Here is a 12,734-nt window from a genome sequence, read left to right on the forward strand (position 1 = left end):
TTCAGCGCCCCAGCACCGCCAGCACCGCCTCCGCCGTCTTCTCCGCCGCGCCGCGGTGCGCGTTCGCGAAGTCTTCGCTCGCGCTCGCCATCGCCGCCCGTGCGGCCGGGTCGCGCACCAGGTCCACGGCGGCGCGCACGCCCTCTTCCATCGAAGCCACGCGCTTGGCCGCGCCCGCCTCCAGCGCCAGCTCCGCCGCCTCGCTGAAATTGAAGGTGTGCGGCCCCATCACCACCGGGCAGCCGCAGGCCGCCGCCTCGATCAGGTTCTGCCCGCCCAGGGGCGCGAAGCTGCCCCCCAGCAAGGCGACGTCCGCCAGCGCGTAGTACAGCGGCATCTCGCCCAGCGAATCGCCGATCCACACGTCCGCCGGTGCCGGCGCGTCGATCCAGGCGCTGCGCCGCGCCACCGTGTGCCCGGCCTGCGCCACCAGGGCCGCGACATCGTCGAAGCGCTGCGGATGGCGCGGCACCAGCAGCCACTGGATGCCCTCGTGCCCTGAGATCGCCCGCAGGAAGTCCGCCTCCTCGCCCTCGCGCGAACTGGCGAACATCACCACCGGGCGCGGCGAGGTGGAGCGCCAGTCGCGGCCTTCGCGCAGCTGCGCGGCGTCGGGGCTGGCGTCGAACTTCAGGTTGCCGAAGACGTGCTGCACCGTCGCGCCCACCTGCGCCAGCCGGCGCGCGTCGGCCTGCGTCTGCGCCCACACGGCGCGCAGCGCGCCATAGGCCGGCCGCGACAGGCGCGCGAGCCGGCGCGCCTGCGCCATCGAGCGGTGCGACAGCCGCGCGTTCGCCAGCACCAGCGGGATGCCCCGCGCATGGCAGGCCGCGGCGAGGTTGGGCCAGACCTCGGTCTCCATCAGGATGCCGGCGCTGGGCCGGAAGTGGTCGAGGAAGCGGCGCACCGCGTGCGGCGTGTCCCAGGGCAGCCAGGCCTGGGCATCGCCCTCGCGCAGCAGCCGCTGCCCTTCGGCGCGGCCGGTGGCCGTCCCGTGCGTGAGCAGCACGCGCAGCCCGGGGCGGGCGGCCCGCAGGGCGTCCAGCAGGATGGCGGCAGCGCGCGTCTCGCCCAGCGACACCGCATGAATCCAGAGCCGGCCCGGCTCGCTCGGCATCGCGTAGCGGCCGAAACGCTCCTCCACGTGTTCCAGGTAGCCGGGCTCCGCCTTCCCCCGCCGCCGGAGCTTGCGCCGCAGCAGCGGCTGCGCACCGATCAGCACCAGGGAATAGAGGGGCCGGATCATCCCCGCATTGTGACCGCCTGCCAGGCCCGCCAGACGGCCTCGACGTCCGGCGTGGGCGAGGCGAAGACGCTGCGTTGCCGGCCCGCATCGGCCGGCGGTCCGGTGCGCCAGGCCGTGTCGAAGTTGTAGACCTGCACGTGCGGCAGGTCCAGCGCCACGGCGATGTGGCTCAGGCCGCTGTCCACCCCGATCGCGCCGGCGCAGCGGGCCAGCCGCTCCGTGAGCGCGTCGAGGGCCAGCCGCGGCCAGACTTCGGCCTGCGGCCCGATCGCCTGCGCGAGCCGCTGGCTGCGCTCGCGCTCCTCGTCGCTGCCGTGCGGCAGGGCGATGCCGTGGCCCTGCGCGACCAGGCGCCGGCCGAGGTCGATCCAGTGGTCCTCGGGCCAGCACTTGTCGGCGCGGGACGTGCCGTGGATGAGCGCGACGGCATCGCCGCGCTGGCCGGCGCCGGCGGCCAGGCCGTAGCCCGGCGGGCCCTGCAGCGCATAGCCGAAGGCGCGGGCGCAGAGTTCGCGCGAGCGGTGGACAGCGTGCACGTGCGGCTCCAGCGGGATCGCGACGTCGGCGACCCAGCGCGTGGGCGCCTCGTAGCTCGAGCCGGCGGTGCGGTTGGCCATGGCGTAACGCTTGCCGCCGGGCGCGAGCCGCGCCATGCGGGCGACCAGCGCCGACTTGGTGAGCCCCTGCAGGTCGACGACCGCGTCGTAGGCCAGCGCATGCAGGTCCGTCCGGAACGCCCGCCACTCCGCCCGGGTCGCGCGCGCGAGCGGCGCCTTGCGCCAGCGCCGCAACTCGCAGGGAATCACCCGCTGCACGCCCTCGCAGCGCTGCACGAGCGGCGCGAAGCCGCGCTCCACCACCCAGTCGATGCGCGCATCCGGCAGCGCCGCGCGCAGGTCTTGCACGGCCGGCATCGCGTGCACGACGTCACCGAGGGACGAAAGCTTGACGAGGAGGATGTTCAAGAGAATGCGGACAGCCGGACGCAGAGGTCGCAAAGGATACGCAAAGGTCGCAAAAGAACATCCATCAAGGTTTTTTTTGCGTCTTTTGCGTCACTTTTGCGACCTCTGCGTCCGGAAGTCCGCTTTCGTTTCTCAGTGCGCCGCTTCGCCGATCTTCGCGTCGGGCTTCACGCTGCGCAGGAGCGACAGCATCTCGCCTTCGATGCGGTGCATCGCCTCCTGCGTGTGGCCCTCGAAGCGCAGCACCAGCACCGGTGTCGTGTTCGAGGCGCGCACGAGGCCGAAGCCGTCCGGCCAGTCGACGCGCAGGCCGTCGATGGTGGAGACCTGGGCGCTGGGGAAGCTCGCCTTCTTCACGAGTTCGGCGACCACGCGGTGCGGCTCGCCTTCCTGGCAGGGGACGTTCAGCTCCGGCGTCGAGTAGCTGGTGGGCAGGTCGTTGAGCACCTGGCTCGGGTCGGGCGAGCGCGAGAGGATCTCCAGCAGGCGGCAGCCGGCGTAGGTGCCGTCGTCGAAGCCGTACCAGCGCTCCTTGAAGAAGATGTGGCCGCTCATCTCGCCGCCCAGCGGCGCCTGCAGCTCCTTCATCTTCGCCTTGATCAGCGAGTGCCCGGTCTTGTACATCACGGGCCGGCCGCCGGCCTCGGCGATGGTGGGGCCGAGCCGCTGCGTGCACTTCACGTCGAACAGGATCGGCGCGCCCGGCACGCGCGAGAGCACGTCGCGGGCGAACAGCATCATCTGCCGGTCGGGGAAGATGTTGTGGCCGTCCTTCGTGATGATGCCCAGGCGGTCACCGTCGCCGTCGAAGGCGAGGCCCAGCTCGGCGCCGGTCTCCTTCAGCTTCGCGATCAGGTCGCGCAGGTTCTCCGGCTTGCTCGGGTCGGGATGGTGGTTCGGGAAGTTGCCGTCCACGGCGCTGAACATCTCGATCACCTCGCAGCCGATGGCGCGGAAGATCTCGGGGGCCGAGGCGCCGGCGACGCCGTTGCCGCAGTCCACGACGATCTTCATGGGCCGGGCGAGCTTGATGTCGCCGGCGATGCGGTCGCGGTAGGGCGCGAAGATGTTGACGTTGCGGACCTTGCCGGGCGCGGCGGGCGCCTCCTGCGGCCCGCTTTCCATCAGCTTGCGCAACGCCTGGATCTCGTCGCCGTAGATGGCGCGGCCGGCCAGGACCATCTTGAAGCCGTTGTAGTCCTTGGGGTTGTGGCTGCCGGTCACCTGGATGCCGCTGTTGGCGAGCGTGCTGGCGGCGAAGTACAGCATGGGCGTCGTCACCATGCCGACGTCGACGACGTCGACGCCGGCGGCGACGAGGCCGCGGACGAGGGCGGCGGACAACGAGGGGCCGCTGAGGCGGCCGTCGCGGCCGACGGCGACGGTCTGTTCACCCTCGCGCTTGGCGAGAGTGCCGAAGGCGCGGCCCAGGGCCTCGGCAACCTCTTCCGTCAGGGTGGAAGGGACGATGCCGCGGACGTCGTAGGCCTTGAAGATGCTGGGGCTGAGCTGCATGGGAAAAAAGTCGGACGGAAAGACGGGTCCGGTCCATTCTAGGCGGCGGGCCCGCAGGAACATGTCCGGAAACGGCCAGTCTCGCCGCCGGCGCTGCGTATCATGCAGCCCATGGGTCCCGCCGAGCCGCCACTGCATCCCGACGCCTGCTACCTGGCGCTGAAGACGCGCGACGCGCGCTTCGACGGCAGCTTCTTCACCGGCGTCACCAGCACCGGCATCTACTGCCGGCCGGTGTGCAAGGTGCGGACGCCCCGGCGCGAGAACTGCCGCTTCTTCGCCCACGCGGCCCAGGCGGAAGGGGCCGGCTTCCGGCCCTGCCTGCGCTGCCGGCCCGAGCTGGCGCCGCAGGCGCTGCGCTGGTCGCTGCAGGACGCGAGCGCCGTGCTGGCGCAGCAGGCGGCGCGGCTGCTCGACGAGCCGGAAGCCTGGGGCGGCGAGACGCCGTCCGTGGAGCGCGTCGCGCAGCGGCTGGGCATCAGCGACCGTCACCTGCGCCGCATCTTCGAGGCGCAGCTGGGCGTGTCGCCCCTGCAGTACCTGCAGACGCGGCGGCTGCTGAGCGCCAAGCAACTGCTGGCCGACACGCCGCTGCCCATCACGCAGGTGGCGCTCGTCAGCGGCTTCGGGAGCGTGCGCCGCTTCAACGCCGCGTTCACGGCGCACTACGGACTGAGCCCGGGCGCGCTGCGGCGCGAAGGCGCGCAGCGCGACGCGTCCTGCGTCGTGCGGCTCGGCTACCGGCCGCCGTACGACGTCGATGCCATGCTGGGCTTCTTCCGCACGCGCGCCATCGATGGACTCGAAGCCGTGCGCGAGCGCCAGCTGGCCCGGACGCTGGCGCTCGACGCCAACGGCCGGCGCTGGGAAGGCTGGCTGGTGGCCGAATTCGACGAGGCGCACCACCAGGTGCTGCTGCGCGTGAGCGAGTCGCTGCACGGCGTGCTGCCGCTCGTGATCCGGCGGCTGCGGGCGGCGCTGGACCTGGACGCCGATCCGCATGCGATCAATGCGCGCCTGCACGGCAGTTTCCCGCTCGGCGACGGCTTGCGCGTGCCGGGCGCCCTGAGCGGCTACGAGCTGGCCGTGCGCGCGGTGCTGGGCCAGCAGATCACGGTGGCGGCGGCGCGCACGCTGGCGCAGCGGCTGGTCCAGCGCTTCGGCGCCCCGGTCGCGACGCCGGATCCGGCGCTGCACCACGCGTTCCCGGCGCCCGAGGTGCTGGCGGCGGCCGAAGGCGACGCGCTGGGCCAGCTGGGCATCGTGCGGCAGCGGCAGGCGGCGATCGTCGCGATCGCGCGGGCCGTCGCCGAAGGCCGGCTGGCGCTGCACGCGGGCGCCGACGTGCCGGCCACGATCGCTGCCCTGAAGGAGCTGCCCGGCATCGGCGACTGGACGGCCCAGTACATCGCGATGCGGGCGCTGCGCTGGCCCGATGCCTTCCCGGCCGGCGACGTGGCGCTGCACAAGGCGCTGGGCGTGCAGCAGATGAAGCAGCCGGCGCGCGAGGCCGAGGCGGCGTCGCAGGCCTGGAAGCCCTGGAGGAGTTACGCGGTGGTGCGCGCGTGGAGCGCGCTGTCTTCAAGGAGCGTGAGATGAAGAAGACCGTTTCCCCGCGCGTGTGCGCGCATTACGAGAGCCCGCTGGGCCCCATGCTGCTGGCGGCGACGGACCGCGGCCTGGCCGGCGTGTGGTTCGTCGGCCAGCGCCACGGACCGGACGCCAGCGGCTGGCGAGAGGATCCGGAACATCCGGTCCTGCAGGAAGCCGTCGCGCAGCTGCGCGCCTGGTTCGCCGGCGAACGGACGTCCTTCGAACTGCCGCTGGACCTGCAGGCGGGCACGCCGTTCCAGCAGGACGTGTGGGCGGCGCTGCTCGCCATCCCGCGCGGGGGGACGACCAGCTACGCCGAACTGGCGCGGCGTCTCGGCCGGCCCCAGGCAGCGCGGGCGATCGGCGCGGCGGTGGGGCGCAATCCGGTGAGCATCGTCGTGCCCTGCCATCGCGTGCTGGGCACCGGCGGGTCCTTGACGGGGTATGCAGGGGGATTGGAGCGCAAGACGGCGTTGCTGAAGATGGAAGGCGTGCGCTAGTCCATGTCCTTCGCTTCGATGATCGACTTCGCCGCGCTCGCGGCGATCTGGGGCTCCTCGTTCCTGTTCATGCGGCTGGCGGTCGTGGAGTTCGGGCCGTTGCCGACCGCCGCCGTGCGCGTGGGCGTCGCGGCGGCCTTCCTGCTGCCGATCCTGCTGTGGAAGGGCCAGGGCCACGTGCTGCGCCGCCACTGGCCGGTGATCGCGGTGGTGGGCCTGCTCAATTCCGGCATTCCCTTCTTCCTGTTCTCGTTCGCGCTGCTGTCCATCACGACCGGGCTGTCGGCCATCCTCAATGCGACGGTGCCGCTGTTCGGCGCGCTGGTCGCGTGGGTGTGGCTGCGCGACCGGCCGACCGGCTCGCGCATCCTGGGGCTGGCCATCGGCTTCCTGGGCGTGGCGCTGCTCGCCTGGGACAAGGCCAGCTTCAAGGCGGGCGCGAACGGCATCGCGCCGGCCTGGGCCGTGCTGGCCTGCCTGCTCGCGTGCGTCTGCTACGCGCTGGCGGCGAGCGCCACCAAGCGCTACCTGAGCGGCCTCCCGCCGCTGGTGACGGCCACGGGCAGCCAGCTCGGCGCCGCCGTGGGGCTCGCCCTGCCCGCCCTGTGGCTGCGGCCGCAGCAGATGCCGGGCGCGCAGGCGTGGCTCGCGCTGGTGGTGCTGGGGATCCTCTGCACCGGCGTCGCGTACATCCTCTACTTCCGCCTGATCGAGCAGACCGGCCCGGCTCGCGCGCTCGCCGTGACCTTCGTCGTGCCGGTGTTCGCCGTGCTCTATGGGGCGCTCTTCCTGCACGAGCAGGTGACGCCTTGGATGCTGGCGTGCGGGATGGTGATCGTTTGCGGGACGGCGCTGTCGACGGGGTTGGTCAGGATTCCGGCGCTGCGGGCGCAGGTCTAGGGTTGCTGGGGTTCGCTGCGCTCACCGCCAGCCTACGGGCATCGTTGCAGACGGCAGGAGGATTCGTAGGCTGGTGGTGAGCGCAGCGAACCCCAGCTCAAAACCTTGGCAAATCCGCCAACCTCCGCCCCGGCCGCTCTTCCGCCGCCGCGAGCGTCTCGGTGCCCTCGGGCAGCACGTCGACCTTCACCTGCGGCCCCATCTGCAGGGTGCCGCGCTCCGTCGGGAACAGCGTGACGATGGTGTCGCCCTCGACGAGCCGGTCGACCACTTCGACGAGCCGCGTCGGCGCCGGACGCAGGTCCCAGTGCTCCAGGCTCGGATCGATCATGCCCATCATCACTTCCGAGACCTGGCTGCCTTCCAGCCGCACCGCCGTGATGCCGTAGAGCACCGTGCGCGCCGGAGCACCCGCCAGGGCGGGAGGAAGGGCGGCGGCGCGCAGGGACTCCATGGATTTCTCAACCATGCGGCACATTGTGTGCACCCACTCAGGCCGGGCGATAAGCGGGGCCCGCGTGGCAGCGTGGGATAGTACCTACCGGTGACCGTACACTGCGCCCCCTGGCCATGTCCTCCGCCGTCCTGCCCTCCCCTGCCTCCGGCGCCGCCCTCACGCGCGCCCATGCGCGCCGCCTGCGCGACGTCTACCGTTCGGCGGGCTGGCCCAGCCAGGACCCGCTGGAGATCGACCTGCTGGCGGCCGGCCTGCTCGAGCGCATCCGCGCGGACGGCGGGCACGAGACGCTGCGCGTCACGGAGGCCGGCGTGCACTGGCTCGCGGCCGTGCTCGCGCGCAACCGCTCGGCGCTCTCGGCCCACGAGGCCCTCGTGCAGCGGGTCGCGCAGGAGATGGCGCGCGCCGGGCGCCTGGCCTGGACCGGCCTGAGCCTGCGCGCGCAGGTGCCCAGCGGCGATCCGGCGCGGCCGCTGCGCTGGTGCGTCGCGCGCCCCGACGTGTTCTCGATCCGCCATACCTCGGTGGAGAGCTACGTCGAGCCGATCGTGCACGAGATCAAGGTGCGCCGCCCCGACCTGCTGGCGGACCTGCGGCAGGAAGGCAAGCGCGCCGCCTACCGCGACCTGGGCGAGTGCTGGTACGTGCTGGGCAACGACGCGCGGGGCCGCGCGATCGCGCGGCCCGAGGAGATCCCGCCGGAGTGCGGCGTGATGACGGTGCAGGCCGACGGTCGCCTGGCCGTCGCGCGGGCGGCGCTACGGCCGGCGCGGGCCGGTTTGCCCTTCGGCGTGTGGATGGCGCTCGCCAAGGCGACGCCGCTGCCGGGCGCCGACGACGACGCCCAGGGCCTGCTGTCCGCCGCCAGCTAGCGGGGCTGCTGCTTCGGGTGCTCGGACTTCCCCTGCTCGGGGTCGTGCACCGTGCCCTTCTCCGGATCGACCGGCGGCGCGGTCGGCTCGGGATTGGCGGGCTTGGGCGCGTCGGTCGGCGGCGTGCCCGGCGGCGGCGGAGTCCAGTTCATTCCCGCTCGGAGCTTCCCAGCGGAAGTTCGTCGCGGACGGCCGAACGTTCGGAGCGCGTCGTGTAGCGGCCCTCCGGCCCGGGGATGTCCTCCTCGGGGACGAAGGTCGGCTCCTCGCGTTCGAGGCCGGGCGCGGGCGGCGTGATGCCGCGGGGCGTGCGCAGGGTGGGCATGGAGAACTCCTTGGTTTGCTGATGCTTCAGATCTTGGGTTTCACCACGCCGGGATCTTCCGGTTCCGCCGGAGGCAGCGCCTGCCCGAACTCGGGTTCGACGGGCAGTTGCGTCGGATTGGCCGGAGGCGCATCGCCTTGCGGCGGATACGGGTCCGGTTCGACCGGGTGCGTGGGCGGGGTGGAAACGTTCATGGGTCGGAACGGGCTCTGGGGCCGGCCGCGGGTCCCGCGGGGGGCATGGGTGCATTCTGCTGCCGCCGGGGCGCCGGCGCCGTCAGTGCTTTTCCTCGGCCAGCCGCTGCGCCTCCCGACGCATGACGGCGCTGGGCTCGTGGGTGAAGGGCAGGCGAGGCAGGCCGATGAGCGCCTGCAGGCGGGCATGGGCGCGGTCCATGTCGGCGCCGACCATGGCCAGGGCGACCTCGTGGTCGGGTTCGTTCTGGGCGATCTCCAGGTAGGCGTTGCGCAGGCGCTGGTAGTCCGCGTCGGCGCGCGCCACTTCCTCCTGGAGCGCCAGGACCTTGGCGTATTCGGCTCGGCTGTAGCGCATGGTCTTGCTCCCGGCACCGGAGGGCCGCGCGTCGTCGGCCGCGCTGGCGCGTGCGTGGGGCCCGTTCCTCGTGCTCATGCAGGCCATCCTAGGAACTAACGCACAAGGATGCTGTAGGACGGGGCGCTACACGGGCGCAGGAGCGCGGGGGACGCGTGAAGTTTCGGCGGGCGGTGCTACTCTTCCACCGCCCAGTGCAAGGCCGCGCGGGCCAGCAGCCGCGTGGAGTCGAGCGTGGGCAAGGGCGAGTTGGTGTCGTCGAGGATCAGCGGCAGCTCGGTGCAACCCAGCACGACGGCGTCGCAGCCCTGCTGCTTCAGCCCTTCGATCACGCCGGCGAGGTAGTCCACCTGCTGCGGCCGCTGGATGCCGCATACCAGCTCGTCCATGATGAGCCGGCCGACCTCGATGCGCTGCGCTTCGGTTGGCCGCGCGAAATCGAGGTCGTGCTCCCGCAGCCGCTCGGGATAGACCTCGCTTTCCACCAGCCAGCGCGTGCCGGTGAGGCCCAGCTTGCGGAAGCCGCGCCGCCGCGCCTCCCGCGCCACCACGTCGGCGATGTGCAGCCAGGGCAGCGGCGTGCGCTCCTGCACGAGCGCCCAGGCCTGGTGGATGGTGTTGTCGGGGCAGATCAGCAGCTCGGCGCCGAGGCGCGCCAGCTTCTGCGCCGAGGCGAGCATGAGGTCCGCCACGCCCTGCAGGTCGCCGGCCTCGAGCCGCTCGACGTACAGGTGCAGCGAGGGCGTGTGCAGCGACACCTCGGGATGGCGGTGCGCACCGAGCAGCTGCGCCGCCTCGGTGCACAGCGTGCGGTAGCAGAGGGCCGCGCCCTCGGACGAGCAGCCGACGATGCCGACGTGCCGCGGCATGGCCTCAGGCCGGCAGGCCCTTCGTGTCGCCCAGCACCTCGGCTTCGTAGGCGTGCAGCGAGGGCAGCCCACCGGTGTGCAGGAACAGGACGTTCTCGCCGGCCTTCAGGTCGCCCGCGCGCGCCATGCCGATCAGGCCGGCCATGATCTTGCCCGTGTACACCGGGTCCAGCGGGATGCCTTCGGTGCGCGCCAGCATCTGCACGGCCTCGACCATGCGCGCGTTCGGCACCGAGTACTTCGGCTGCCAGTAGCCGCCGACGCACTGCACGTCCTCGGGCTTCACGCGCAGGTCCACGCCCAGCAGGTCCAGCACGGCCTGGGCCTCCTTCAGCACCAGCGGCGCCTGGTCGGCCGGGTCGCGGCTGACGCCGATGCCGGTGACCGGGATGCGGATGTTGTTGCCCAGGAACCCGGCCACGATGCCGCCGTGCGTGCCCGAGCTGCCGGAGCCGACGACCAGGCGGTCGATGGCGAGGCCCTGCTCGAACAGCTGCTGCTGCAGTTCCTGCGCGCACGCCACGTAGCCCAGGCCGCCGATGGCGTTGGAACCGCCGCCGGGGATGATGTAGGCCTTGCGGCCCAGGCGCGCGACTTCGTCGGCGACCTTCTGCATCTCCGCGGCCATGTTGCTGCCGCCGGGAACGACCGTGATCGCCTCGACGCCCAGCAGGCGGAACATGAAGTTGTTGCCGCTCGCGTCGGGCCGGTAGCTCTCGGGCACGCGCTCTTCGATCACGAAGCGGCACTTGAGGCCTTCCTTGACGGCGGCCGCCAGCGTGATGCGGCAGTGGTTGGACTGCGGCGCGCCGCAGGTCACCAGCGTGTCGGCGCCCTGCGCCAGCGCGTCGGCCACCAGGAACTCCAGCTTGCGCGTCTTGTTGCCGCCGGGGAACAGGCCCAGCATGTCATCGCGCTTGATCCAGATGCGCGGACCCTTGCCGCCGGGGCAACTGGCCGCCAGGGCCTTGCTGAAGTGGGGCAGGAATTCGATCGGCGTGGCGAAGGAGGTGTAGCGGCGGCGGGGGAAGCGTGACAGGTCCATGCGTCTCTTCGGGTTGGTTCTTGCTCGGGATGCCCATTGTCGGCCATCCCCGGCCGGCCACGCCAGCTACGCGGCTGTCGCCTGCCGCGCCGCCAGCTTGCGCTTCGCGTACGGCACCAGGCCGCCGGCGGCCAGGATCTCCAGCGCCGTTCCCGACAGGGGCGTCGCCTGCAGCACCTGGCCGGTCGCCAGGCTGGTGATGCGCGCCGTTTCCAGGTCCACCGAAAGTTCCTGGCCGGTCTGCACGGCGCGCGAGATGCCGTCGCACACGAGGATGGGAAAGCCGTTGTTGATCGCGTTGCGCAGGAAGTAGCGCGCGAAGGAATCCGCGATCACCAGCTTCACGCCGGCGCCGCGCAGCGCGAACACCGGGCCTTCGACGGTCTTGCCGCCGCCGCCGAAGTTGACGCCGGCGACGACGATGCCGTACTCGCCGGCCAGCGCCTTCGCGGAGAAGCCGGGATCGAGGTCGGCGAAGGCCGCCCGCGCCAGCTCCGCATCGGACAGCGCGTTGGAACTCTTGAAGCGCGTGGGCATGATCTCCAGCGCCTTCACGTCATCGCCGACGCGGTAGGCGCCGGCGCGGATCTCATTCGGCATGGGCCGGCTCCTCCTGGGGGATCGCTTGCAGCGTGCGCGGGTCGGTGATGACGCCCCGCACTGCCGAGGCCGCCACGGTCTGCGGCGAGCCGAGGTACACGGCGGAATCGGGGCTGCCCATGCGCCCCTTCATGTTGCGGTTGCCCGAGCTGATCGCGACCTCGCCGGCGCCGAGCACGCCGCTGTGCTCGCCCATGCAGGGCCCGCAGCCGGGCGGGAACACCAGCGCGCCGGCGTCCGACAGCGTGGCGATGTGGCCGGCCTTCAGCGCGCGCTGGTACACCTCGCGCGAGGCGGGCACGACGACGAAGCGCACGCCCGGGGCCACCTTGCGGCCGGCGACGATGCGCGCCGCCGCCGCGAGGTCCTCGAAGCGGCCGTTGGTGCAGGTGCCGATGAAGGCCTCGTGGATGGTCTTGCCGGCCTGCGAGGCGACGCTGTGGATGTTGTCCAGCGCGTGCGGGCAGGCGAGCAGGGGCTCGAGCGTGTCGAGGTCGACGTCGATGACTTCCTCGTAGGCGCAGTCCGGGTCGCTCGTCACGGGCGTGAATTCGCGCTGGGCGCGCGAGTGCGCATAGGCGAGCGTGATCTCGTCGGGCTCGAAGATCGCCGACTTGGCGCCCATGTCGGAGCAGTAGTTGGTGATGGTGAAGCGCGCGTCCATCGACAGCGCGGCGACGCCGGGCCCGCCGATCTCGATGGTCTTGTAGATCGCCTTGCGCTCGTAGCCCAGCAGCTGCATCAGGTGCAGTGCGACGTCCTTGGTCGTGACGCCCTCGGGCAGTCGCCCGCGCAGGTTGACGCGGATCGTGGCCGGCACCACCAGCCAGATCTCGCCCAGCGCCGCGGCGACGGCCGCGTCGGTCTGGCCGACGCCGATCACCACGGCGCCCATCGCGCCGCCCGTGGGCGTGTGCGACTCGTTCATGATGACCAGCTCGCCCGGCAGCACCAGGCCGCGCTCGGGCATGACCACGTGCATGATCCCGCTGCCGACGTCGAAGAAGTTCTTCACCTCGTACTTCTTCACCGCGCTGCGGATCGCCGCATGGACGTCGGCGATGGCCACCGTCTGCGCCGGGCTCTGGTGGTCCAGCGTCAGCGCGACGCGGCTGGTGTCGAACAGCTGTTCCGAGCCGAGCTTGCCCAGCGTGTTGAACACCAGCTTGCCCTGCAGGTCCATGCTGGCGACCTGGTCCACCTTGCAGTCCAGGAACTGTCCGGGGCGCACCGTGTCCAGCCCCGCCGCGCGGGCCAGGATCTTTTCCGTGATGGTCATGCCCATGGCGAGGCCC

Annotated in this window: 16 protein-coding genes; 4 read left to right on the forward strand and 12 right to left on the reverse strand. The window is 72.0% G+C overall.

Annotated features, from left to right (window positions below; translation table 11 throughout):
- Position 1 precedes the first annotated feature (1 nt).
- The 3 genes from ACY0MJ_RS12005 to ACY0MJ_RS12015 form a co-directional block, all read right to left on the reverse strand.
- Complete coding sequence (locus ACY0MJ_RS12005; protein ID WP_462638695.1) at positions 2-1,246, reverse strand: 3-deoxy-D-manno-octulosonic acid transferase; 1,245 nt, start codon at positions 1,244-1,246, stop codon at positions 2-4.
- On the reverse strand, positions 1,243-2,211 hold the full coding sequence (waaC, locus tag ACY0MJ_RS12010) for a lipopolysaccharide heptosyltransferase I (protein ID WP_462638696.1): 969 nt from the start codon (positions 2,209-2,211) through the stop codon (positions 1,243-1,245). The genes ACY0MJ_RS12005 and waaC overlap by 4 nt, the downstream gene beginning before the upstream one ends.
- A 132-nt stretch (positions 2,212-2,343) precedes the next feature.
- Positions 2,344-3,726 carry a phosphomannomutase/phosphoglucomutase gene (locus tag ACY0MJ_RS12015; RefSeq protein WP_462638697.1) on the reverse strand — a complete coding sequence of 461 codons (1,383 nt, stop codon included), beginning with the start codon at positions 3,724-3,726 and terminating at the stop codon, positions 2,344-2,346.
- A 111-nt stretch (positions 3,727-3,837) separates the two neighbouring features.
- Here ACY0MJ_RS12015 and ACY0MJ_RS12020 point away from each other — a divergent pair, with 111 nt between their 5' ends.
- The 3 genes from ACY0MJ_RS12020 to ACY0MJ_RS12030 are packed head-to-tail and all read left to right on the forward strand — an operon-like array spanning position 3,838 to position 6,719.
- Positions 3,838-5,325 carry a DNA-3-methyladenine glycosylase 2 family protein gene (locus ACY0MJ_RS12020; RefSeq protein ID WP_462638698.1) on the forward strand — a complete coding sequence of 496 codons (1,488 nt, stop codon included), beginning with the start codon at positions 3,838-3,840 and terminating at the stop codon, positions 5,323-5,325.
- Positions 5,322-5,819 carry a methylated-DNA--[protein]-cysteine S-methyltransferase gene (locus ACY0MJ_RS12025; RefSeq protein ID WP_462638699.1) on the forward strand — a complete coding sequence of 166 codons (498 nt, stop codon included), beginning with the start codon at positions 5,322-5,324 and terminating at the stop codon, positions 5,817-5,819. The genes ACY0MJ_RS12020 and ACY0MJ_RS12025 overlap by 4 nt, the downstream gene beginning before the upstream one ends.
- Before the next feature lie 3 nt (positions 5,820-5,822).
- On the forward strand, positions 5,823-6,719 hold the full coding sequence (locus tag ACY0MJ_RS12030; protein ID WP_462638700.1) for a DMT family transporter: 897 nt from the start codon (positions 5,823-5,825) through the stop codon (positions 6,717-6,719).
- A 97-nt stretch (positions 6,720-6,816) separates the two neighbouring features.
- Here ACY0MJ_RS12030 and ACY0MJ_RS12035 read toward each other — a convergent pair whose 3' ends face one another.
- Positions 6,817-7,188: a hypothetical protein gene (locus ACY0MJ_RS12035; RefSeq protein ID WP_462638701.1), complete on the reverse strand. Its 372-nt coding sequence runs from the start codon at positions 7,186-7,188 to the stop codon at positions 6,817-6,819.
- A gap of 101 nt (positions 7,189-7,289) precedes the next feature.
- On the opposite strand from ACY0MJ_RS12035, the gene ACY0MJ_RS12040 reads away from it, so the two are divergent.
- Positions 7,290-8,048 (forward strand): hypothetical protein, encoded by a 759-nt coding sequence (locus tag ACY0MJ_RS12040; protein WP_462638702.1) that lies wholly within the window; start codon positions 7,290-7,292, stop codon positions 8,046-8,048.
- On the opposite strand, the gene ACY0MJ_RS12045 is transcribed toward ACY0MJ_RS12040, so the two are convergent.
- The 8 genes from ACY0MJ_RS12045 to ACY0MJ_RS12080 form a co-directional block, all read right to left on the reverse strand.
- Complete coding sequence (locus ACY0MJ_RS12045; RefSeq protein WP_462638703.1) at positions 8,045-8,200, reverse strand: hypothetical protein; 156 nt, start codon at positions 8,198-8,200, stop codon at positions 8,045-8,047. The genes ACY0MJ_RS12040 and ACY0MJ_RS12045 overlap by 4 nt on opposite strands.
- A complete protein-coding gene (locus tag ACY0MJ_RS12050) occupies positions 8,197-8,373 on the reverse strand; it encodes a hypothetical protein (RefSeq protein WP_462638704.1) in 177 nt (58 codons plus the stop codon). Before ACY0MJ_RS12050 ends, ACY0MJ_RS12045 begins: the two co-directional genes overlap by 4 nt.
- Positions 8,374-8,399: 26 nt before the next feature.
- Positions 8,400-8,567, reverse strand: coding sequence for a hypothetical protein (locus tag ACY0MJ_RS12055; RefSeq protein WP_462638705.1), 168 nt, complete (start codon positions 8,565-8,567; stop codon positions 8,400-8,402).
- An 82-nt stretch (positions 8,568-8,649) separates the two neighbouring features.
- A complete protein-coding gene (locus ACY0MJ_RS12060; RefSeq protein WP_462638706.1) occupies positions 8,650-9,003 on the reverse strand; it encodes a hypothetical protein in 354 nt (117 codons plus the stop codon).
- Between the two features lie 98 nt (positions 9,004-9,101).
- Positions 9,102-9,794, reverse strand: a complete 693-nt coding sequence (locus ACY0MJ_RS12065; RefSeq protein WP_462638707.1) for an aspartate/glutamate racemase family protein — start codon at positions 9,792-9,794, stop codon at positions 9,102-9,104.
- Positions 9,795-9,798: 4 nt separating this feature from the next.
- On the reverse strand, positions 9,799-10,839 hold the full coding sequence (gene cuyA / locus ACY0MJ_RS12070) for a D-cysteate sulfo-lyase (protein WP_462638708.1): 1,041 nt from the start codon (positions 10,837-10,839) through the stop codon (positions 9,799-9,801).
- Between the two features lie 66 nt (positions 10,840-10,905).
- Positions 10,906-11,439 (reverse strand): LeuD/DmdB family oxidoreductase small subunit, encoded by a 534-nt coding sequence (locus tag ACY0MJ_RS12075; protein WP_462638709.1) that lies wholly within the window; start codon positions 11,437-11,439, stop codon positions 10,906-10,908.
- Positions 11,429-12,724, reverse strand: coding sequence for a 3-isopropylmalate dehydratase large subunit (locus ACY0MJ_RS12080; protein WP_462638710.1), 1,296 nt, complete (start codon positions 12,722-12,724; stop codon positions 11,429-11,431). The genes ACY0MJ_RS12075 and ACY0MJ_RS12080 overlap by 11 nt, the downstream gene beginning before the upstream one ends.
- Between the last annotated feature and the right edge of the window lie 10 nt (positions 12,725-12,734).

The sequence above is a fragment of the Ramlibacter sp. bp-362 genome, assembly GCF_054956735.1.

Excerpts from the sequence above, each read along its gene's own strand:
- ACY0MJ_RS12005 (WP_462638695.1), bottom strand. The coding sequence starts at position 1,246 with ATGATCCGGCCCCTCTATTCCCTGGTGCTGATCGGTGCGCAGCCGCTG.
- ACY0MJ_RS12015 (WP_462638697.1), bottom strand. The coding sequence starts at position 3,726 with ATGCAGCTCAGCCCCAGCATCTTCAAGGCCTACGACGTCCGCGGCATC.
- ACY0MJ_RS12020 (WP_462638698.1), top strand. The coding sequence starts at position 3,838 with ATGGGTCCCGCCGAGCCGCCACTGCATCCCGACGCCTGCTACCTGGCG.
- ACY0MJ_RS12025 (WP_462638699.1), top strand. The coding sequence starts at position 5,322 with ATGAAGAAGACCGTTTCCCCGCGCGTGTGCGCGCATTACGAGAGCCCG.
- ACY0MJ_RS12030 (WP_462638700.1), top strand. The coding sequence starts at position 5,823 with ATGTCCTTCGCTTCGATGATCGACTTCGCCGCGCTCGCGGCGATCTGG.
- ACY0MJ_RS12035 (WP_462638701.1), bottom strand. The coding sequence starts at position 7,188 with ATGGTTGAGAAATCCATGGAGTCCCTGCGCGCCGCCGCCCTTCCTCCC.
- ACY0MJ_RS12040 (WP_462638702.1), top strand. The coding sequence starts at position 7,290 with ATGTCCTCCGCCGTCCTGCCCTCCCCTGCCTCCGGCGCCGCCCTCACG.
- ACY0MJ_RS12045 (WP_462638703.1), bottom strand. The coding sequence starts at position 8,200 with ATGAACTGGACTCCGCCGCCGCCGGGCACGCCGCCGACCGACGCGCCC.
- ACY0MJ_RS12050 (WP_462638704.1), bottom strand. The coding sequence starts at position 8,373 with ATGCCCACCCTGCGCACGCCCCGCGGCATCACGCCGCCCGCGCCCGGC.
- ACY0MJ_RS12055 (WP_462638705.1), bottom strand. The coding sequence starts at position 8,567 with ATGAACGTTTCCACCCCGCCCACGCACCCGGTCGAACCGGACCCGTAT.
- ACY0MJ_RS12060 (WP_462638706.1), bottom strand. The coding sequence starts at position 9,003 with ATGAGCACGAGGAACGGGCCCCACGCACGCGCCAGCGCGGCCGACGAC.
- ACY0MJ_RS12065 (WP_462638707.1), bottom strand. The coding sequence starts at position 9,794 with ATGCCGCGGCACGTCGGCATCGTCGGCTGCTCGTCCGAGGGCGCGGCC.
- cuyA (WP_462638708.1), bottom strand. The coding sequence starts at position 10,839 with ATGGACCTGTCACGCTTCCCCCGCCGCCGCTACACCTCCTTCGCCACG.
- ACY0MJ_RS12075 (WP_462638709.1), bottom strand. The coding sequence starts at position 11,439 with ATGCCGAATGAGATCCGCGCCGGCGCCTACCGCGTCGGCGATGACGTG.
- ACY0MJ_RS12080 (WP_462638710.1), bottom strand. The coding sequence starts at position 12,724 with ATGGGCATGACCATCACGGAAAAGATCCTGGCCCGCGCGGCGGGGCTG.